This window comes from Cloacibacillus porcorum, from assembly GCF_001701045.1.
Classification (GTDB): Bacteria; Synergistota; Synergistia; order Synergistales; family Synergistaceae; genus Cloacibacillus; species Cloacibacillus porcorum.
The window spans coordinates 2,927,768-2,947,031 of the sequence record NZ_CP016757.1; the positions used below are offsets into that span (position 1 = coordinate 2,927,768).

Here is a 19,264-nt window from a genome sequence, read left to right on the forward strand (position 1 = left end):
GAACCGAATAGTTTGTCTATCGGGCGTATACTATAATAATATTGAAGCCGCAGGCGAAACACGCCGTAAGGCGGGGGCCTTTGACCGGCTGCACCTAATTATGACGCGGGAGGAAGATTGTTTATGAATATCAACCGTGAACTGATAGAGAAATTCTACGGAGGGCTCGACGAACGTTCGCAGGAGGCGCTCGACGCCGCCGCAGAACGGGTCGTCGCCGCTAAAAAACGCGGCGGCAAGGTGGCGGTCGTCACCGGAAGCGGCCCGAACCTGCATGAGGGCGTAACGACCCTCATCGCCGAGCTGATCGAAAAGGGCATCGTCGACGGCGTCACGACCAGCTCCGCCGTCGTCAATCACGAAATGGGCGGCGCGCTCGACCGGGTGAAGATGTGCGGCGCAGCTCAATTTGGACTTGACGAGGACAATATGCCGCGCGGCAACGTCTTTGAATTCACAGATATGAGCGACGGGGAGCTCGCGGAGCTCGCGAAAGAGATGATCCTTGACGACGAGCTTCTCGCGAAGCGCCACAGCGCCGAGGGGCACATGGTGATCAAGGCCGCGGCGAATATGGCCTACCCGATGGGACTGCGCACGGAGAGGCTCGCGGAGGAGATACATTCCCTCTGCCGCCAGTCCGGCCTGCCCTTTGAGACCGTCGCCGGCTGGGGCTGCGACCGGCGCACGATGCTCGGCAGCGGCGCCGCCAAGAACGTTCCCGTCCTCGTGACGATCCCGCAGCTGGTCGGCGGCGGCCACGTCGGCCTCGCGGTCGGCGACAGCATCCCCATCGCCGAACGCTCGCGCCGTATCGCCGCGATGCTGGGCTCCGCCGACGTCATCATCGAATCGGCGGTGGCGCTGACGCAGGAGATACACGACGGCCCATTTGAGACCTACACCGGCCACGGCATCTGGTCCTGGTGGCAGGGACAGTCCGTCTACAGCCTGAAAGACAAGTCTCTCATCCGCTTCGACCTTGACGAAAACCTGCGCCGCGCTCAGGACCTGCAAAAGTCGAGCGCGATGATCCAGGAGGCGATCGACAAGGGGCTGCCAAAGACGAAGATATCGAAGATTCCCTTCCGCATGGAGATGTCGGCCTTCGCCCGCCACGAGGGAAGTCTGCCCGTGATCGGCGACATCGGTATGATCTGGCCGGTATTCGCGACAAAGATCGCCGACGCGCTCGGCATCGAGCTTGAATTCATGAGCTATAAGCAGGAGACGGAAGAGGGCCGGGCGATGCGCGAATGGATCGTCGAAAACGTCAGGCCGCTTGACCGCGCAGAGATGCTGAAAAAATACAGAGAATGGCAGGCGCAGAACAGATGACGGAGCCAAAATTCCTCGGAGTAATACCGGCGCGCTACGCCTCGTCGCGCCTTCCCGGAAAACCGCTGCTGGAAATCGGCGGCAAGACGATGCTTGAACACGTCTACCGCCGTTCGCTCGCCTCCGGCGTATTCTTCCGCGTGGTGATCGCCACAGACGACCACCGCATCTACGACGCCGCCGAAAAGGTTGGCGCCGACGTACTCATGACGCGCGCCGACCACCCGGACGGTTCCAGCCGTGTCGCGGAGATCGCCGCGAAGATAGACACCGACTACGTAATCAACATCCAGGGGGACGAGCCGATGCTTGACCCGCGCATGCTGCGCGAACTCGCGGCGGGATTCGCCGCCGACCCGGAGGCCGATTCGGCGACCGTCTGCGTGCCAATCACCAGGGAAGAGGACTTCCAGAACCCAAACATCGTGAAGGTGGTCCGCGCCCAAAACGGCCGCGCGCTCTACTTCAGCCGCTCGCCCATTCCCTATCCGCGCAACAGCGCCGGCTGCCCCGTCTGGGAACACCTCGGCATCTACGCCTTTACCAAGCAGTTCCTGCTCAAATTCGTGGCGCTCCCGCCCACACCGCTGATGCAGACGGAGAGTCTCGAACAGCTGCGGATACTGGAACACGGCTACTCAATGGCGGTCATTCCGACAAAATACCCCTCCGAGGGACCCAACGTCAACACGCTTGAGGATCTTGAAGAGGCGCGGCGGATATTCGCCCAAAAGAAAAACGAAGAAAAATGAACGCGGGAAACTCCTTAAGGGCAATACTCATCCTCAGCGACGGCATCCGCGGCCATATAAACCAGAGCCGCGGCGTCGCCCACTGGCTCTCGCAGCTGACAGGGGCGGAGATACTCGAGAGTGAAGTCCCCGCCCTTACGGGTACGGCCAAGGCGCGTGCCAAGACCGCCGCGCGTTCTCTGGCCGCTGGCGGCACGCGGCGCGACGCGCGCGACTGGCTCGCCGCGGCGGACGGCGACGCGCTGATACGCCGCGTAGGCCAATGGTTTGCCGAACGCAACATTCAGGAGGGCTCGGGAGCCGTGCTGATAATCTCCGCCGGCAGCACCCCCGCCCCCTACAACATCGCCCTCGGCTACATCTGGCGCTGCGCCTGCGCGACCGTCATGACCCCCGGCACGATCGGCACCGACCCATTCGACTTCGCGATCGTACCGGAGCACGACTATCCTGAACGAAAACCCAACATACTTGTGACGCTCGGCTCGCCGAACTACGTCATTAAAGAAAACCTCAAAAAAGAGGCGGCGGCGCTGCTCGCCGAACACCCCTCATCCGCGGGAGAGATTTGGTCGGTGCTTATCGGCGGAGACGACGCGAACTACGTCATCACCCCGGAATGGGTCAAAAAACAGCTGGGGCAGATATTGAACCTCGCGCAGCACGCCGGCGCGGACCTCTATATCACCACCTCGCGGCGCACAAGCCCCGCGGCGGTGAAGACCGTCAAGACGCTTGCCGCGCACTCCCCCGCCGTCAAGTATCTGCTCGTCGCCTCGGAGGACGACTTCAACCCCATACCGGCGATGCTCGGCTTCTCCAAAGAGGTATTCTGCACCGAGGACTCGGTCAACATGGTCTCTGAGACGATCACGGGCGGCCATCGCGCGGTGCTGCTGCGCGTGGGACACCGCGGGGGCTTCAAAGGGCTGATCCAGAGGGCGACCGCCTCGCTGGTAAACGCCGGCGCCCTCTCGCCTAACATGCTCTGGGGCATTCCGAAATTCGACCTCGTATTCGACCATTTCGCGAGGAACGACTCCCTGATAGAATACAGGGACTGGCTGCGCGTACGCCGGGAAAATACACAGCTTCCACCCACCGAAGAGGCTTCGGAAGAATTCAACGAGGCAAAACGTGCCGCGCAGTGGATATACGACAACTGGAAGTAACCTTTTCAGAGAAAATGAGTAATAAGAAGCAAGTTATGCTATAATTTCCGCTATATACGGAGGCTACACGGAAAATTCCCAATCAAGCAGTGGGTGAAAGACAAGGAAGGAATGGTACGATGAAAAAATTTCTCACAATGATGCTCGTGACGGCGCTTGTCGCCGGGGCGACTTCCGCCGTCGCTGCGACGGAGGAGACGAAAAACAACGACTCTGCGGCGGATTCCATACTCTCGCAGGTTCAGGCCAATAAAGCGGCGAACAAAGAAAAAGCCGGAGAGCAGAAAGAGGCGGCAGCTCCGAAGAAGGCCGAGGAAAAAAAGCCCGAGGCGGAAAAAGCTCCCGCCCCCGCGCAGAAGGAAACCCCTAAAAAGAATGAAGCCGCATCGACGATGGACCAGATCGTCAAAGAGGCGGCGGAAAAGGCAGCTAAAGAGCAGGAGGCCTCACCAAACAACAGAGGCACAGTAGCGGTCCCGCCGGCGGAGACGAAGAAAGACGAACCGGCCGCTTCCGCGCCGGCCAAGACTGAGCCCGCAAAAACCGAGCCCGCCGCGGCCGTAAAGCCGGCGGAACCGGCAAAGACGGCTCCCGAACAGCCTAAGGCGGCGGAACCGGCGGCGCCTGTCACACCTGCCGTCACAGACACGGCGGAGATACCGGCCGGACGTCCGCTGAAACCGGCGGCGATGCAGGCCGGTGCTCCCGAGACAAGGGAAAGCCTCATCGTCAGCGCCGAATGGCTCAAGACCAACCGCGGCAAGGTGATCCTCATCGACTCACGCCCTGAAAGCCTCTACAGCGGCGGACACATCCCCGGTGCTGTCAACGCTCCGTGGACCTATTTCGCTAATATGAACGCGAAACAGGGGACTGAAAAATGGGGCGTCATCTGGCCAGCGGCGACGATGGCCAAACGCATCGGCGCGCTCGGCGTCGACGGCAAAAAAATGGTTATCGCCTACTGCGACGCCGGTGGCTGGGGACAGAGCGGCTGGACCCTCTGGATACTGCGACAGGCCGGAATCAAAAACGCCAAGATACTCGAGGGCGGCATCGGTGCCTGGAAGGCGGCCGGCGGACAGGTGACAAAGACCAAGAACACCAACAAAGCCGTCGCCTTCACGATCAAACAATACGTCCCGAACTACACCGCCACCACCGAGTGGATAAACAACAATATCGGCAAGCCGGGCCTCGTAATCCTCGACGTCCGCACCGAGCCGGAGTTCCTCGGAAAGATCCGTCCCTTCCAGGAGAAGCGCGCCGGACATCTTCCCGGAGCGATCAACATCCCGAGGGAATCATTCCTCACCGCCGACAGCCACTTCAAACCAGCTGAAGAGGTGCAGGCCCTTCTCGCACAGCACGGCATCACGCCCGAGAGCGAGATCGTCGTCTACGATACGGCTGGCGTCCGCTCGGCCTTCGTCACGATGCTCCTCCGCTACAGCGGTTTCGTGAAGAGCCAGAGCTACGACGAAGGATTCCAGGCATGGGCGGGGAATCCCGAGCTGCCGCTGGTTAAACCGTAGTAAATCGGCGTTTATCAAAATCGGTGCGAATAAGCACCGTATGCGTCATAAGCCGGCCCCTGAGTGTCCTCACCGTATGAAAATACGGCTCCGGTACTCAGGGGCCGGCTTATTTAGCCTACGGCACTTATTCGCACCGATTTTCCTGTTATCATATAAAATTTTCCAAACATATCTACATTCATTTGAGAGAGGAAAAGAGATAAATTGCGGTTTAGCTTCGACGGTGCAAGGAATAAATAACGCTTTATCTTTTGACTTTGCCCTTAAAGACGCCCGCTGTGAGGCGGCCAGAGAGCCAAATCAGAGGCCTTCTGATTTGTGCGATTCGGCTGGTAGTTACATCAGAGCTGGCTCGGCGATGCTTTTTCGCCGAGACTGAGGAAGAGTTGACCTTAGGTTCTCCCGCGGCTTTTGCCGCGGGCTCTGTATGTCGCGGGAACCGCGCCAAACAGAGCAACACTCCTTCCGTCTCGCCGCAAAAGCGGCTGCGATCCACCTTCCTCAGAGAGGAAGGCTTTAAGAAAAAACTGCAATTTACTGCTTTTTCACCCGAAGGAAATCGGCGTTTAGAAGTGCGAGTTGCTAAATAAAATGGGGGCTCCGATACCGGAACCGTATCTTCATACGGTGAGGATTCAGAGCCCCCTTTTTATGACGCAAATCGTGCTTATAAACGCCGATTTACCGGTACCAAGGGAATTTCTCGGCCATCCCTGGCCTTCTTGGCATTCCCTTCGGCAGCGGCCCCACCTTATTCCAGACTACGAAGCAGCGGCTCATCTCGTCAAGCTCATAGGAGACAAGACGCGGCTGGGACAGGCCGAGCGTCTTCCATTTATTGCCGACCGCCGCCAGCTCCTCCTGCGCCTTCGGCCCCTTAAAGGCGATGAGCTTTCCCTTTGTCTTTACAAATGGGGCAAGATATTCCGCAAGTATCCCCGCGGCGCAGACGGCGCGCGCCGCCGCCGCGTCAAACTTTTCCAGATTCTTTTTCGCGTAATCCTCAGAGCGGGAACAGACGACCTCTACATTCCGAAGCCCCATCAGCGCGGCAATCCGCTCCACCTGGGCACATTTACGCGTGATACTGTCAAGCAGCGTCACCCGCAGCTCCGGCCGGCAGATCGCCCAGACGAGGCCGGGAAGGCCGCCGCCCGTGCCGACGTCGATCACGCATCCGCGCTCGGGCAGCAGCGGCAGCGCAAAGGCGCAGTCGATGATATGGCCGTTCCAAAGAGTCTCCTCGTCCGACGGCCCCGTGAGCCGCGCCAGCTCGTTGGCCTTGATCAGCAGGGAGACATACTGCCGCAGTCCCGCCTCGTTTTCGCCGATATATTTATTTATCTCTTCGAAAGCAATGCTTTCTGTCATAAAAACACCCCGTTGCTGTGATAATTAGTAAATATGGACGTTGTCAGGGAGACGTATATACGCCGCGCGCAAAATAGGCACTATCAGCGCGCCGTAGTCATAGAATCAGCGGTTCCCTAAGAACTCTACCAGTGTATAATATAACATGAGAGGCAAGGATGGGAGGCTGACTTTATGGAAACTTTTGAAAAAGGCTCAAAGATAAAAAAAGACAAACTTAATATCATCGACCTGCACGGCACCTGGCGCGAAATGGGGCGCCAGTACGGCGCGCTGATGGCGGCCGAGCTTCGGGATATATACGAAAGGGCCATCTGCGGCCGGATCATGAAGGAGAGCGCCGACCCTCAGGGGCTGAAGCAGCAGGCGGAAAAGTTCTACGCCAATTACCCCTACAAGTTCAAAGAGGTCTTGCGCGGAATGAGCGAAGGTTCAGACCTGACGCTTGAGGAGCTCAAACTCGTCAACGCCCTCGAAGTCATCGCCGCGATGACCATCATGCCGCAGCAATGTTCCGGCATCGCCGTATGGGGCGACTATGCCGAAGGTCCCCTCGTTTACGGAAGAAATTACGACTACCTCCCATGGTTCAAAGAATTTGACGAGGATATCGTCCTCGCCTGCTTCCACCCCGGTGACGGCTCGCTCGCGGTAGCGACGCTCGGTTACGCGGGGGAGATATACGCCGTCAACGGCATGAACGAAAAGGGCATCTTTCTGGAACTCAACAACGGCATGCCCTCCGGCGGCGCGCTCTGGTACGACAGCCGCGTCCCCGCGGTGACGGAGCTGTTCAGCTTTCTGCTCGACTGCTCGACGCTCGACGAGATCGAGAGCTGCTTCCAAACGACGAAGGCCAACTTTGCCTATATCGTCGGCGTCGCGGACGGACAGACCGCCCGCTGCTTCGAGTGGCCGGTCTTCGAGGTCAAGCGCCGCGAATCACACTCCCGTCCCGGCCTCACGGTGCTGACAAACCATTTTACGGAATTTTCCTGGGGGCTTCCGCGTCCCGACGATAAGACCTATTGGATGACGCGCACACGCCGCCAGAACCTCCTCACCCTCGCCAAGCACTTCAAGGGCACGATCAACGAAAAGGTGATGATGGACATCATGGATTCGAAGATCGAGGAGCTCGGAGCGACGACGGAGCTCACCCTCTACCAGATGGTGGTCGTCCCCGAAAGGTACGAGCTGTGGTTCAAGATACCCGGCGCGCAGGAGTGGACGCCGATCGACATGAAAGAGATCCTCAAGCCGCGCGAGGGCTAGACAAAAATGGGGAAATATTACATCGCCTTCGACTGCGGCACGATGGGGACCAAGACGGCACTCTACAGCATCGATTCCACACGCGTCGCCGAGGCCTACAGGGAAAATAAGATATCCTACCCGCGCCCGGGCTGGGCGGAGATGGACGCCAACTGTTTCGTCAACAACGTCCGTGAGGGCGTGCGCGAGTGCCTCGCCAAGTCGGGGGTCAATCCCGCCGAGGTGCGCTCGATATCGGCCAGCGGCATCATCTGCGGTATCGTCGGCATCGACGAAAACTGGCAGCCGGTAACGCCGTTCGTCCCCTATCTCGACAACCGCGCCGGCGGCGAGGCGAAGTGGGTACGCGAGAATGTCGAACCGGTATGGGTCGAGGAGAGCGGAAACGCCATCGTCGACGAATTTATGCCGCCGATGATCCTGCGCTGGTTCCTCAATAAATATACCGGCTTCCGCGAAAACGCCGTGAAGGTCGTGAACAACGGTCCATTCGTCCTCGGCACGCTCGCGGGGCTGACGGCGAAAGAGGCCTTTCTGGACTGGGCGACGATGTCCGGCTGGCTCATCGGCTATGACGCAAAGGCGCGTAACTGGTCAGGGCGGCAGATGAAGGCGCTCGGCATTCCGATGGAGATACTGCCGCGCATAGTCAGGCCCTGGGACATCGTCGGATTCCTCTGCCCCGAAGAGGCGGAGAAGATGGGGCTTCCCTCTGGTATCCCCATCGCCGCCGGCGCGGGCGATACGATGCAGTCGGCGCTCGCTTCCGGGCTGCTGGAGCCGGGGCTGGCCACCGACGTGGCCGGCACCGCCTCGATATTTGCCGTCGCCGTCTCAGAGGCCGACAGCCGCATCACGGCGGCACCGGGCATGATGTTCGCCACCGGAACGCTTGAAGATTCTTATTTCTATTGGAGCATGATCCGCGCCGGCGGCCTTTCGCTGCGCTGGTTCCGCGACAGCGTCGCCAACCGCGCGGGAGACCCGATGTTCTACGCGGAGATGGACACGCTCGCGGCCGATGTCCCCGCCGGTTCGCGCGGGCTTCTGTTTTATCCCTATTTACAGGGCGCGGGTCCTGATATGCCGGGTGCCTGCGGCGTATTCGCGGGGCTCTTCGGCGCGAGCGACCGCGCCGCTATGTGGCGTTCGATCCTTGAGGCGATCGCCTTTGAATACGCTCAAATGATAAAGATCTACCGCGAGTGCGGCATCCCCCTGAATGAGATCATCGGCACCGAGGGCGGCAGCAAAAGCCCCCTCTGGACGCAGATCAAGGCGGATATCCTCGGCGGCGCATATAACATTCCGACGAGGAGCGAGGGCGGCCTGATGGCCGACGTCGCGGTGGCGGCCTATGCCGTCGGCGATATCGAGGACATCGGGGAGACGATGCGGCAGTGGATCACCTTCAGAGGCCGTTTCGAGCCCGACGCGAAGAACGCCGCCGTTTACCGCAGGGTTTTCGAAGAGCGCCAGAGGCTGCTTGCGGGGCCGATGAAGGAACTCTTCGAAGGGTTGGGAAATATCAGAAATATTTAACCACAAACCGCCTCGCAGAGAGGCGGATTTTTTATCGGCCGCACTGCTTGTGCCAGCGAAATTTCTGTAGGATAATGGAGTAATGATGCAAAGGTTATCAGGAAAAAAATTTACGGTATCCATACAGGGCTGCCGCACGAATCAGTACGAGGGCGAGGCGATCGCCGCGGCGCTTGAGGCGGAGGGGGCGGTCTGCGGCGAAGAGTCGCCGGATATCGTCGTCGTCGTCACCTGCACGATAACGGCCGTCGCCGACCGCAAATGCCGCAAATTGATCCGCCGCGCGCGCCGCGAAAACCCGCACGCCGTGATCGCCGCATGCGGCTGTTACGCGCAGAAGGTGACGGAGGCGGAACGGGAGCTGCTGGACATCGACATCGTCCTCGGCAACCGTCTCAAACACCGGCTGCCGGAACTCGTCGCCGAACGGCTGGCGGGAGGCGCGCCGCGCATTGAAGTAGACGGCGATATCGAAAGGGAAAATATCTGGGACGGCCTGACGCTGGACAGGCCGCGCCTTCATACACGCGCTTTTCTTAAGGTGCAGGACGGCTGCAACCACTACTGCTCTTACTGCATCGTCCCCAGCGTGCGCGGCAAACCGGTCTCACGCCCACTGGCGGAGGCGGTGGACGAGGCGCGGCGGATAACGGAGTCCGGCTGTCCGGAGATCGTCCTCACCGGCGTACATCTTGGGCTATACGACAAACTGCCGCAGCTCGTGCGCCGCATCGGCGCGCTGCCAAAGATAAAGAGGCTCCGCTTCGGCTCTATAGAGCCCTTCGCGGTAAACGACGAACTGCTCGCCGCTCTCGCAGACTGTCCCGCCTTCTGTGAACATCTGCATATGCCGCTGCAGTCAGGCGACGACGGCGTGCTATCTTCCATGAAACGTGGCTACCGGGCAGCAGACTTCGCGGAAATCGCCGCCCGCGCGCGCAGTGTGCTCGGCGACAGCCTGCACATCAGCACCGACCTGATGGTCGGCTTTCCCACGGAGGATGACGCGGCCTTCCGGCGCAGCCTCGACTTTGTAAAAGGGCAGGGTTTCGGCAAAGTACACGTCTTTCCCTATTCGCCGCGCGAGGGCACACCGGCCGCCGCTATGGAACAGCTGAGGAGCGAAGCGGTGCACAGGCGCGCCGCCGAGGCGCTGGAGCTGGCGGCGGAGCTCCATAAGGATTTTTGCTCGCAGTGGATCGGCAGGGAGTGCGCCATCCTCACCGAGGAGAGCGACGGCACGGCGGCAAAGGGGCTCACGCGCAACTATATTCGTGTCACTGCGAAAGCCGCGGCAAAAATAAACGAGGAAATTATTGTAATACCTGCTAAGTACGGAGAAGATGGACTCATAACCGAGGGGATTTCTGAAAATATACAATTCAACGGTGATGTTTCAGTAATTTAAGCGAATTGTGCCTTTCCTCATTATTGACAAAGTGTTGCCGTATACCCCATAATACATAGATGTAACAAATCTGAGAATGACATCTGGCGGACTTTATCTACGTAAATGGTGTTTTCGCTTAGGTGTTGATCCCCGACTGAGAAAGGGGGGAATGTTGATGACCACCGTAACTAGACGCGACAATGAGTCGATCGAAGACGCCCTCAAACGCTTTAAAAGAGAGCTTCGGAAGGTGGGCGTGCTTCGTGAGGCTAAGAAGCATGAACATTACGAAAAACCCAGCGAAATCAAGAAACGTAAGAAGGCCGAGATGGCACGAAACAAAGGCAGGAGGGCGGATTATTAACAATGTCTGGCCTTGTTGACAAAATCCAGAGCAATCTGGTTACAGCTATGAAAAATAAAGATGAGCTGACGCTCTCCGTATTGCGCATGCTCAAGTCCTCTATACAGCTCGCGCAGGTAGAAAAGGGCAAAGACAACGCGCTCACGGATGATGATGTTCTTGTGCTCGTCCGCAGACTCATCAAGCAGCGTACCGAGGCGGCGGAGATGTACAAGAACGGCGGCGCGTCGGATCGCGCCGAACGTGAGCTTGCCGAGATCAAGGTGCTTGAGGCCTATCAGCCTGCACAGCTTTCGGACGAAGATATCCTTAAAATAGTGGCAAAGGTAGCAGAAGAGACCGGCGCTGCGGGTCCGAAGGATATGGGGAAAATGATGGGCAAGACAATGGCCGCCGTAAAGGGCCAGGCCGACGGCAACCGGGTCAAATCAGCCGTACAGCAGTATCTCAGCCAGCTCGTCCAGTAATTCAAGCGTAAACAAATCAAAAGTGCCGGAGCATTCCTCCGGCGCTTTTTTCGTAGTTAAGAAAACGCCGGTCGAACGGCAAATATTCGGCAATATAAAAACGTAAGTTCCGCTGATTAAATATGCCGCCCGCGTTACGGACAATCGGCGGTTCCTTAAAAAGGAGACTTGAAGATGCAAACTTACAAAATTCCACTGGTTCCGGGCCCCTCTTCTGTCCCGCTCAAATACCGCGAGGCCTACCTCACCGATTATGGCAGCACAGATCTTGAAAATGACTTTTTCGCGCTGCTTGCGGAGAACATTTCGCTGCTGCAGCAGATTCTGAAGACGAAGAACAGCGTCATCATCGGCTCGGGAGAGGCGATGATGATCCTCTGGGGGGCGCTCAAAAGCGTCGTGAAGCCAGGCGACAGGGTACTGGCGGTCTCTAACGGCCTCTTCGGCCACGGCTTCGGCGAAATGGCCGAGGCGATGGGCGTGCAGGCCGAGTACCTTGAGGCTCCGGAGGGAGAGTTCGTCGACAAAGAGGCGCTGCGCAGGAAGATCGCGGAGTTCCGCCCAGATGTTGTGACCGCCGTCCACTGCGAGACGCCCAGCGGCCTTTTGAACCCTATCGAAGAAATAGCCCCGGTAGTCGCCGAGAGCGGAGCGCTATTCGTCGTCGACTTCGTCGCCAGCGCGGTGGGAGCCGACGTGCGCGTGGACGAATGGGGAATAGACCTCGGACTGCTGGGCAGTCAGAAATGCCTCTCCCTGCTACCGGACATCTGTATGCTCACAGTGAGCGACCGCGCCTGGAAGCGGGCAAAAGATATAAACTACGCCGGTTACGACGCGATATTGCCCTGGAAGGATGCCCTCATCGTAAAGGCGATGCCCTATACCCATAACTGGCAGGCAAACGCCGCGCTGAACCTCGCGCTGAAGAGCGTCCTCGAGGAGGGGCTGGAGAACTCCTTCAAGCGCCACGAAGAGGCCGCGGCTTACTGCCGCAGACGCGCTAAAGACATGGGGCTAAAACTCTACGCGGCGAAAGAGTCGCTCGCCTCGCCGACCGTCACAGCCGTCATGGTTCCCGATGGATGGAGCTGGCCGGAGCTTGACGCGGCCCTGCGCAAAGAGGGGCTCGCCGTCGGCGGCAGTTACGGCCCGCTGGCGGGAAAGGTATTCCGCATCGGCCACATGGGCAGCCAGGCCGACATGGAGCTCGTAAAGCGCGGGATGGATGTTATTGAAAAGGTCCTAAAATAAATCGGCGTTTATACGCGCCGCTGACTTAGCTCAACAAGGCCGGAAAATCCTCTACGCACCGAAGTGCGCCTGCGGTTTTCCGGCCTTATTTCGCGTCGTCATCGACACGTCTAAACGCCGATTTCCTATGGACGGGAAAAGAGATAAACAGCGATTCAGCTTCTGCCTTTGTAGCCTCCCTCTCCGAGGCGGCCAGAGAGCCGAAATCTTTGATTTCGTGCGATTCGGCTGGTAGTTACATCAGAGGTGCCGGCCGCCTGTTTTTGGCGGCTGACGGAAGGAGTGTTACTCTGTTTGGCGCGGAAACCGCGCCAAACAGAGTCCGCGGCAAAGGCCGCGGGAGAACCTAAGGTCAACTCTCCCTCAGTCTCGGCGAAAAAGCACCGCCGAGCCAGCTCCCTCAATGATGAAGCCAAAATCTTTGCTAAACCGTAATTCACAGTTCAGCCTTTATAAGCTAAATCGTTATTTACAGTTTTTCCAACCCGAAGGAAATCGGCGTTTAGAAGTACGAGTTGCTAAATGAAATGGGGGCTCCGATACCGGAACCGTATCTTCATACGGTGAGGATTCGGAGACCCCATTTTATGACGCAAATCGTGCTTATAAACGCCGATTTATCATATGACCATCTCTACGAACTAAAAAATTCCTCTATCTTACCCGCGATGCGCCGCGCCGCGCCGCGGCGCAGATCCAGCTTCGCGTAATCTTCGACGATCGCGCGCCGCCGTTCCGGCGACTCGATGAGCTCCGATATATAAGAGCAGGTGCTCTCCGGCGTCATCAGCTCCCGCCGCTCCGGCAGCACCAGACGGTCCGCCATCCTGTTGGGCAGGGATACATAAGTTTCCTTGGCGTTATACCAGAAGACGAGCCTTTTTTTCAGCGTGCGCAGCCCAGGCGTATCGGGTGAGAGCGCCCCTGCGAGCCCGTCGAGCGGGATATTCTCCGCCTGATTGAGCGGCGCAATCATCAGCAGCGGCACGCCGAGCGAGGCGATCTGAAGGTTGTTCGTCCCCGGAAAGGCGACCGCCAGCGAGGCCGCGGAGATCGCGTCATATTGCCCAGAACGCACAAGCGGCACACGGCAGCCGTCGTCAAGGAGGATCTCCTCCACTTCTTCGCCGCCGCGCCAGGCAAGCCCCGTCTTCCTGAGCCCCGCGCGGAGACACGCTTCGTCGACCGTCGGCGCTACCGGCAGAACAGCCTGCCACTGCGGATATTTTTTATGTAGAATACGCGCGCATTCGCTGTAAAAGGCAAAACCCAGCTCATACTCAAAGGGACGGCTGCCGGGCATGAAGCAGATAATGTGCTCCGCCGATATCCCATACCGTTCACGGAATTCACGCGCGCTGCCACCGCCGCGCTCCGGTACACTGTCCAGTATCAGGTTGCCGACGAGGCTCCGCCGCTCTGCCGCCACCCCGGCCCGCTCGAAGCGCCGCTGGGCGAACTCGTCGGGAAGGAAATAGTGCCGCACGCGTCCGCGCCAGCGCGGCCGCGCGGTATATATCATCCACGGAGTGCGAAGCTTTAGCGAGAGCGCGCAGCCATACATCGGATCTCCCCCAAGCTGCAAAATGAGCCGTTTGCCGCTGGCGGGCGCGGCACGCATCGCGTCCCGAAGCCGCACAACTTCGGTCACGCCCGGCAGCTGGCGCGCACTCCCCGCCTCCATGCCGCTCGCATAGGGACAGGGCAGCGTCACTCCCGTTATATCCAGCGGGAAATCCCTCTCCGCGAGTGCCCTTGTAACAGGGCCCATCCAGCCGGAGACCTCACCGGGGGAGTTGGAAAGTATAAATAAAGTGTTCATGAATTCACTCCGTTTCAGGTGGACGACATGGTATAATTATAGACTGATTGGGGGATTCTACAAATGTTTATTCCTCTGGAGGGCGAAAACATCATCTGCCTCGCAAATGTGACCGCGATTTACCGAAGCGAGAGCCAAACGGTGATCCTCAAAAGAGACGGCACGACGGAAACGACATCGTTCACCCCACTGACGCTGGCAAAGAGAGAGAGAGCTTTAGCAGCGGAATCGGCGGCGTTTTGGCCCCCGAAAAGCAAAGATCAGGACATCACGATTTAATCATTTTTGCTGGTTTAACAACCATCGTATTTAAGAGTAAAGGAGTCATATAGATGGCAGATACGGACATCACGGCAAACACACAGCAGAACGGGGCGAACGCCTCGGATTATACAGCGAAGGACATCCACGTTCTTGAAGGACTTGAGGCGGTACGCAAGCGCCCCGGCATGTATATCGGCGACCAGAGCCAGCGCGGCCTGCACCACCTAGTCTACGAAGTGGTGGACAACTCGATAGACGAGTCGCTCGCGGGCTTCTGCGACACAATCAACGTGACGATCAACCCTGACGGCAGCGTCACCGTCATCGACAACGGACGAGGTATCCCTACTGAGCTGCACGAATCAGGCAAGTCGGCGGCTGAGGTCGTCCTCACCGTCCTCCACGCCGGCGGCAAGTTTGACAAGAGCGCCTATCAGGTCTCCGGCGGCCTTCACGGCGTCGGTGTCTCGGTCGTCAACGCCCTCTCAGTCTGGCTCGAGCTAACGATCTGGCGTGACGGCAAGGAGCACCATCAGCGCTACGAGCGCGGCATCCCGATGACACAGCTGGAGGTCACCGGCGATACGGAACTGCGCGGCACACGCGTGCAGTTCATGCCGGACGACGAGATATTCTCCACGACGGAATTCCAGGCCGACATCCTCAAGCAGCGCCTGCGCGAACTCGCCTTCCTGAACTCACATATCACTATCAACTTCGAGGACCAGCGCTCCGAGAAGCCGGAGAAAAAGAGCTACCACTACCCCGGCGGCATCTCCGCCTTTGTCGAATACCTCAACAAGGGCAAAGAGGTGCTCTTCAAGGAGCCCGTGGTGATCAACGGAGAAAAGGACAAAACACAGCTCGAGGTGGCGATCCAGTACAACGACACCTATATTGAAAGGCTCTTCGGCTTCGTCAACCTCATCAACACCATCGAGGGAGGCACCCACGTCGCGGGCTTCCGCTCCGCGATGACACGCGCGATAAACGACGAGGCGCGTAAGCTAAAAATACTCAAAGAAAAAGACGCCAACCTCTCCGGCGACGACCTCAAAGAGGGGCTCACCGCCGTCATCTCCGTCAAGGTGATGGAACCCCAGTTCGAGGGGCAGACCAAGACCAAGCTCGGCAACAACGATGTAAAGGGCATCGTCGACTCCATCGTCTACGAGGGGCTCAAGAACGCCCTTGACGAACGCCCGGAGATACTGAAGCCGATCGTCGAAAGCGCCCTCCGCGCACGTCAGGCCCGCGAGGCGGCGAAGAAGGCCAAGGAGCTCGTGCGCCGCAAATCGGTCATGAGCGGCCTCACCCTGCCCGGAAAGCTCTCCGACTGCTCGAACCGCAATCCCGCGGACTGCGAGATATACATCGTCGAGGGAGACTCCGCGGGCGGCAGCGCCAAGCAGGGGCGCAACCGCGAATTCCAGGCGATACTGCCGCTGCGCGGCAAGATACTCAACGTTGAAAAGGCACGCCTTGAAAAGATCCTCAGCAGCGAGACGATACGCAACATCATCCTCGCCCTCGGCTGCGGCGTCGGCGACGACTTCAACGAGGACAAGCTGCGCTATCACAAAATATTCATCATGGCCGATGCCGACGTCGACGGAGCCCACATCAGAACGCTGCTGCTGACCCTCTTCTTCCGCTACATGCCGCAGATCATCGAAAAGGGCTATCTCTACGTCGCGCAGCCGCCGCTATTCCGCGTGCAGTGCGGCAAGGAGATCACCTACTGCTTCTCCGAAAAAGAGATGAAAGAGGCGCAGAACAAGGCCAACGGCAAAAAGGTAGAGGTGCAGCGCTACAAGGGGCTCGGTGAAATGAACGCAGAGCAGCTCTGGGAGACGACGATGAATCCCGAACACCGCATAATCAACCGCGTCGAGGTACAGGACGCCGTCGAGGCTGACGAACTCTTCGGCATCCTCATGGGCGACGTCGTCGAGCCGCGAAGAAAGTTCATCGAACAGTACGGCAAAGAGGTCAAAAACCTCGACATATAAAATCATTGCGCCGGTCTCCCGAGAAAAAATCTCTGGCGGCCGGCGTTTTTCTAAATTCAGCGATACGAATGACATGGCGGAGGCTGCCACAATGACGGATAAAATAGCTCTGTTTGAGAACAAAAAAATCCGTTCCGTATGGGTGGAGACGGAGGAAGAATGGTACTTCTCTGTTGTTGATGTCGTAAGCGCACTTACAGGCAGCGTTGACGGCAGAAAATATTGGAATAAGCTAAAACAGCGTCTGAAAGAAGAGGGTAATGAAACGGTGACAAACTGTCACCAGTTGAAAATGCCGGCGGGTGACGGCAAAATGCGTATGACAGACGCGGCCACAACGGAACAGCTCCTCCGCATCATTCAGTCGGTTCCCTCTCCCAAAGCCGAACCATTCAAACTCTGGCTCGCACGCGTCGGTACGGAGCGCATTGAAGAGACAACAGACCCAGAACTGGCCATTGACCGCGCCTTTGAGACATATCTGAAAAAGGGCTACACAAAAGAGTGGATACACCAGCGGCTGCTGTCAATACGAATCCGCAACGACCTCACTGCGGAATGGGAGGGACGCGGCGTGAAAAAAGGCGTCGAATACGCCATCCTTACCGATGAAATAACCAAGGCGTGGGCAGGAATGACTACGCGCCAATATAAAAACTTTAAAGGGCTGAAAAAAGAAAACCTCCGCGATAACATGAGCGACCTCGAGCTGGTGCTGAACATGCTCGCCGAGGCGACGACAACTGAGGTATCAAAAAGCGTAAAGCCAGAAACCTTCGAAGAAAACCGCAAAGTCGCGATAACCGGCGGCGAGGCGGCCGGAGAAGCGAGAAGGGCTGTGGAATCGCGTACCGGCAAATCAGTCATAACCAAACAGACGGCGCTGGACTTTACGCATATCATTGAGCTGGTCGGCGAGGTCGGAAACGATGATCTATAACAGCCCGCTGCCGGTGGTAAAATAAGATGTTCCTACTATACAAGCTGGCTGGCTCCATGATCGTCCCGCCGGGGCTGTTTGTGCTTATTATATTATTCCTGGCCTGGCTGGCATGGAGAGAGCCGCGCAGAAAGAGGCTATCAATCGCCCTCTGTATCTTCGCCTTCATCCTCTGCGCCATGAGCACCTCAGCAGGCGCGCTGCTGATCACCGGCCCGCTGGAAACATTATACAAGGCAAAACTTCCGCCGCAAAACACCGACGCCGCGATCCTGGTCCTTGCGGGAGGCTCCTCCTATGACGACAAAGGCTCCTCGGTTCAGCCCGGAGTCTACGCAATGGAGCGCGTCTACGCCGCCGTAAAACTCGCAAAAAGCCGCTCGGAACACTCCGTGCTCATCATGTCCGGCGGCAACGTCTTCGGCGCCAACGACCGCTCCGAGGCCGAAGCCATGCGCGACGCCGCAAAAGTCATGGGATACGAAGACCGCATCCTCGTCGAAAAATGGTCCCGCACCACAGCGGAAAACATGAAGCAAAGCGTCAATATCATCCGGCAACAGGGACTCAACCACGTGATAATCGTCACCAACGGATTCCACATGCCACGCTCGATGCAAATGGCCGCCCTGCATATGCCATACCTGCAAATCTACCCCTTCCCCGGCGGACGGCTGACGGACCCCGTAATCCGCGGCCTCTCCTCCTTCCTGCCAAACAGCAGTGATTTAAACGCCTCCTGCCTCGGCATAAAGGAATGGGTCGGCATCGCGGCGTACAAGATAATCGGACTCGTAAAAAGATAAAAATTTAAAACATGCTAAGGAGCTGATTTCAAATGGTAACACGGACGATTTACCAGTTTTACGCGGAACTTTGCGAATACACCCCCAAAATCTGGAGGCGCTTTCAAACGGCGGACAGCATCTCTATGGCAAGGCTGGGCTACATCATTATGACCATGTTCGAGATGCAGGCCAGCCATCTCTTTCGCTTTGACGTTCCCTTTATGGACAACCTTATCAAGGCGGTACGAAAAGATAAATCAATTAAAGATCTCCCTGGAGACTTTGATATCAAAAGCTTATTTAGTCCAGAAGATAAAAACTGGCGCGTAGAAATAATCGACGAAAACTCCTTTGACTATTACGAACCACAAGAGGAAAAGTTCGTTGACGCCATCCAAACGACGGTCAGCAGAGTCATCACCAACCCAGGCGACGTCATGACCTTCAGCTACGACTACGGCGACGGCTGGACGATATCGATCGTACTGGAAGAGATCACCCGCAAAAGCGAACTCCCCGCCAAAGAGCTGCCGAGAGTACTGGAGGGCGAGGGGTACGGCATCATTGAAGACTGCGGCGGTCCATACGGGCTGGAAGAGCTGGCCGCGGAATTCAAGAAGAAAAAGGGACCAAGATACCTAGAACTCCGCGAATGGATGGGAATCGACAGCCTGGACCTCTCCGCATTCGATATCGACGATATGAACTTTCGCCTCAAAAAAGTGCCGCGCATCTACGCCGACATCTATGAGTACGACCTTGAACCGACTAAACGCTCATGGGATATACTTACGCGAAAATATCTACAATAGGCCTTTAGCGGCGCGGCAATGAAATATATTGCGACGAATTTTCATTGCAAAACATTATAGTGCTAAAATAGTAATATGACCAATTCAAGAAAAATCTGTCGCTTGCGGATTTTTCTTGAATTGAATATTATAACTGACACAGCTTGTATTAGACCGTGAAATA

The 19,264-nt window shown here is 57.6% G+C and carries 17 protein-coding genes; 15 read left to right on the top strand and 2 right to left on the bottom strand.

Annotation, left to right across the window (positions count from 1 at the left end):
• Nucleotides 1–123 precede the first annotated feature (123 nt).
• The 4 genes from BED41_RS13275 (at nucleotide 124) to BED41_RS13290 (ending at nucleotide 4,797) form a co-directional block, all read left to right on the top strand.
• The gene (locus BED41_RS13275; RefSeq protein WP_066747269.1) at nucleotides 124–1,338 is read left to right on the top strand and encodes a hypothetical protein; all 1,215 of its coding nucleotides are present in this window, start codon (nucleotides 124–126) and stop codon (nucleotides 1,336–1,338) included.
• Nucleotides 1,335–2,090, top strand: coding sequence for a 3-deoxy-manno-octulosonate cytidylyltransferase (gene kdsB, locus BED41_RS13280; protein WP_066747272.1), 756 nt, complete (start codon nucleotides 1,335–1,337; stop codon nucleotides 2,088–2,090). Before BED41_RS13275 ends, kdsB begins: the two co-directional genes overlap by 4 nt.
• Nucleotides 2,087–3,262, top strand: a complete 1,176-nt coding sequence (locus BED41_RS13285; protein WP_066747275.1) for an ELM1/GtrOC1 family putative glycosyltransferase — start codon at nucleotides 2,087–2,089, stop codon at nucleotides 3,260–3,262. The genes kdsB and BED41_RS13285 overlap by 4 nt, the downstream gene beginning before the upstream one ends.
• Nucleotides 3,263–3,381: 119 nt before the next feature.
• A complete protein-coding gene (locus BED41_RS13290) occupies nucleotides 3,382–4,797 on the top strand; it encodes a rhodanese-like domain-containing protein (protein ID WP_066747278.1) in 1,416 nt (471 codons plus the stop codon).
• Between the two features lie 684 nt (nucleotides 4,798–5,481).
• Here BED41_RS13290 and rsmG read toward each other — a convergent pair.
• Nucleotides 5,482–6,171: a 16S rRNA (guanine(527)-N(7))-methyltransferase RsmG gene (gene rsmG, locus BED41_RS13295; protein ID WP_066747285.1), complete on the bottom strand. Its 690-nt coding sequence runs from the start codon at nucleotides 6,169–6,171 to the stop codon at nucleotides 5,482–5,484.
• Nucleotides 6,172–6,345: 174 nt separating this feature from the next.
• On the opposite strand from rsmG, the gene BED41_RS13300 reads away from it, so the two are divergent.
• From BED41_RS13300 to BED41_RS13325, 6 genes are all read left to right on the top strand, one after another.
• Nucleotides 6,346–7,446, top strand: coding sequence for a C45 family autoproteolytic acyltransferase/hydrolase (locus BED41_RS13300; RefSeq protein ID WP_066747288.1), 1,101 nt, complete (start codon nucleotides 6,346–6,348; stop codon nucleotides 7,444–7,446).
• A 6-nt stretch (nucleotides 7,447–7,452) separates the two neighbouring features.
• Nucleotides 7,453–8,988 carry an FGGY-family carbohydrate kinase gene (locus BED41_RS13305; RefSeq protein ID WP_066747291.1) on the top strand — a complete coding sequence of 512 codons (1,536 nt, stop codon included), beginning with the start codon at nucleotides 7,453–7,455 and terminating at the stop codon, nucleotides 8,986–8,988.
• Nucleotides 8,989–9,070: 82 nt separating this feature from the next.
• Nucleotides 9,071–10,396 carry a MiaB/RimO family radical SAM methylthiotransferase gene (locus BED41_RS13310; protein ID WP_066747294.1) on the top strand — a complete coding sequence of 442 codons (1,326 nt, stop codon included), beginning with the start codon at nucleotides 9,071–9,073 and terminating at the stop codon, nucleotides 10,394–10,396.
• A 157-nt stretch (nucleotides 10,397–10,553) separates the two neighbouring features.
• Nucleotides 10,554–10,742 (top strand): 30S ribosomal protein S21, encoded by a 189-nt coding sequence (gene rpsU / locus BED41_RS13315; RefSeq protein WP_008710232.1) that lies wholly within the window; start codon nucleotides 10,554–10,556, stop codon nucleotides 10,740–10,742.
• A 2-nt stretch (nucleotides 10,743–10,744) separates the two neighbouring features.
• Nucleotides 10,745–11,209: a GatB/YqeY domain-containing protein gene (locus tag BED41_RS13320; RefSeq protein WP_066747297.1), complete on the top strand. Its 465-nt coding sequence runs from the start codon at nucleotides 10,745–10,747 to the stop codon at nucleotides 11,207–11,209.
• A gap of 174 nt (nucleotides 11,210–11,383) precedes the next feature.
• Nucleotides 11,384–12,463 carry a pyridoxal-phosphate-dependent aminotransferase family protein gene (locus BED41_RS13325; protein ID WP_066747299.1) on the top strand — a complete coding sequence of 360 codons (1,080 nt, stop codon included), beginning with the start codon at nucleotides 11,384–11,386 and terminating at the stop codon, nucleotides 12,461–12,463.
• Nucleotides 12,464–13,097: 634 nt separating this feature from the next.
• On the opposite strand, the gene BED41_RS13330 is transcribed toward BED41_RS13325, so the two are convergent.
• A complete protein-coding gene (locus tag BED41_RS13330) occupies nucleotides 13,098–14,285 on the bottom strand; it encodes a glycosyltransferase family protein (RefSeq protein ID WP_066747301.1) in 1,188 nt (395 codons plus the stop codon).
• Between the two features lie 63 nt (nucleotides 14,286–14,348).
• On the opposite strand from BED41_RS13330, the gene BED41_RS13335 reads away from it, so the two are divergent.
• The 5 genes from BED41_RS13335 to BED41_RS13355 all read left to right on the top strand — a co-directional run bounded on the left by BED41_RS13335 (nucleotide 14,349) and on the right by BED41_RS13355 (nucleotide 19,101).
• Nucleotides 14,349–14,564 carry a hypothetical protein gene (locus BED41_RS13335; protein WP_066747303.1) on the top strand — a complete coding sequence of 72 codons (216 nt, stop codon included), beginning with the start codon at nucleotides 14,349–14,351 and terminating at the stop codon, nucleotides 14,562–14,564.
• 53 nt (nucleotides 14,565–14,617) lie between these two features.
• Nucleotides 14,618–16,561 (top strand): DNA topoisomerase (ATP-hydrolyzing) subunit B, encoded by a 1,944-nt coding sequence (gyrB, locus tag BED41_RS13340; protein WP_066747308.1) that lies wholly within the window; start codon nucleotides 14,618–14,620, stop codon nucleotides 16,559–16,561.
• Between the two features lie 91 nt (nucleotides 16,562–16,652).
• Nucleotides 16,653–17,501, top strand: coding sequence for a BRO-N domain-containing protein (locus tag BED41_RS13345; RefSeq protein ID WP_157102361.1), 849 nt, complete (start codon nucleotides 16,653–16,655; stop codon nucleotides 17,499–17,501).
• A 26-nt stretch (nucleotides 17,502–17,527) separates the two neighbouring features.
• Nucleotides 17,528–18,307, top strand: coding sequence for a YdcF family protein (locus BED41_RS13350; protein ID WP_084002468.1), 780 nt, complete (start codon nucleotides 17,528–17,530; stop codon nucleotides 18,305–18,307).
• A 32-nt stretch (nucleotides 18,308–18,339) separates the two neighbouring features.
• The gene (locus BED41_RS13355; RefSeq protein WP_066747317.1) at nucleotides 18,340–19,101 is read left to right on the top strand and encodes a plasmid pRiA4b ORF-3 family protein; all 762 of its coding nucleotides are present in this window, start codon (nucleotides 18,340–18,342) and stop codon (nucleotides 19,099–19,101) included.
• The last annotated feature ends 163 nt before the right edge of the window (nucleotides 19,102–19,264 follow it).

Excerpts from the sequence above, each read along its gene's own strand:
- gyrB (WP_066747308.1), top strand. The coding sequence starts at position 14,618 with ATGGCAGATACGGACATCACGGCAAACACACAGCAGAACGGGGCGAAC.
- BED41_RS13355 (WP_066747317.1), top strand. The coding sequence starts at position 18,340 with ATGGTAACACGGACGATTTACCAGTTTTACGCGGAACTTTGCGAATAC.
- BED41_RS13285 (WP_066747275.1), top strand. The coding sequence starts at position 2,087 with ATGAACGCGGGAAACTCCTTAAGGGCAATACTCATCCTCAGCGACGGC.
- BED41_RS13330 (WP_066747301.1), bottom strand. The coding sequence starts at position 14,285 with ATGAACACTTTATTTATACTTTCCAACTCCCCCGGTGAGGTCTCCGGC.
- kdsB (WP_066747272.1), top strand. The coding sequence starts at position 1,335 with ATGACGGAGCCAAAATTCCTCGGAGTAATACCGGCGCGCTACGCCTCG.
- BED41_RS13325 (WP_066747299.1), top strand. The coding sequence starts at position 11,384 with ATGCAAACTTACAAAATTCCACTGGTTCCGGGCCCCTCTTCTGTCCCG.
- BED41_RS13310 (WP_066747294.1), top strand. The coding sequence starts at position 9,071 with ATGATGCAAAGGTTATCAGGAAAAAAATTTACGGTATCCATACAGGGC.
- rsmG (WP_066747285.1), bottom strand. The coding sequence starts at position 6,171 with ATGACAGAAAGCATTGCTTTCGAAGAGATAAATAAATATATCGGCGAA.
- BED41_RS13275 (WP_066747269.1), top strand. The coding sequence starts at position 124 with ATGAATATCAACCGTGAACTGATAGAGAAATTCTACGGAGGGCTCGAC.
- BED41_RS13320 (WP_066747297.1), top strand. The coding sequence starts at position 10,745 with ATGTCTGGCCTTGTTGACAAAATCCAGAGCAATCTGGTTACAGCTATG.
- BED41_RS13300 (WP_066747288.1), top strand. The coding sequence starts at position 6,346 with ATGGAAACTTTTGAAAAAGGCTCAAAGATAAAAAAAGACAAACTTAAT.
- BED41_RS13290 (WP_066747278.1), top strand. The coding sequence starts at position 3,382 with ATGAAAAAATTTCTCACAATGATGCTCGTGACGGCGCTTGTCGCCGGG.
- rpsU (WP_008710232.1), top strand. The coding sequence starts at position 10,554 with ATGACCACCGTAACTAGACGCGACAATGAGTCGATCGAAGACGCCCTC.
- BED41_RS13335 (WP_066747303.1), top strand. The coding sequence starts at position 14,349 with ATGTTTATTCCTCTGGAGGGCGAAAACATCATCTGCCTCGCAAATGTG.
- BED41_RS13345 (WP_157102361.1), top strand. The coding sequence starts at position 16,653 with ATGACGGATAAAATAGCTCTGTTTGAGAACAAAAAAATCCGTTCCGTA.
- BED41_RS13305 (WP_066747291.1), top strand. The coding sequence starts at position 7,453 with ATGGGGAAATATTACATCGCCTTCGACTGCGGCACGATGGGGACCAAG.
- BED41_RS13350 (WP_084002468.1), top strand. The coding sequence starts at position 17,528 with ATGTTCCTACTATACAAGCTGGCTGGCTCCATGATCGTCCCGCCGGGG.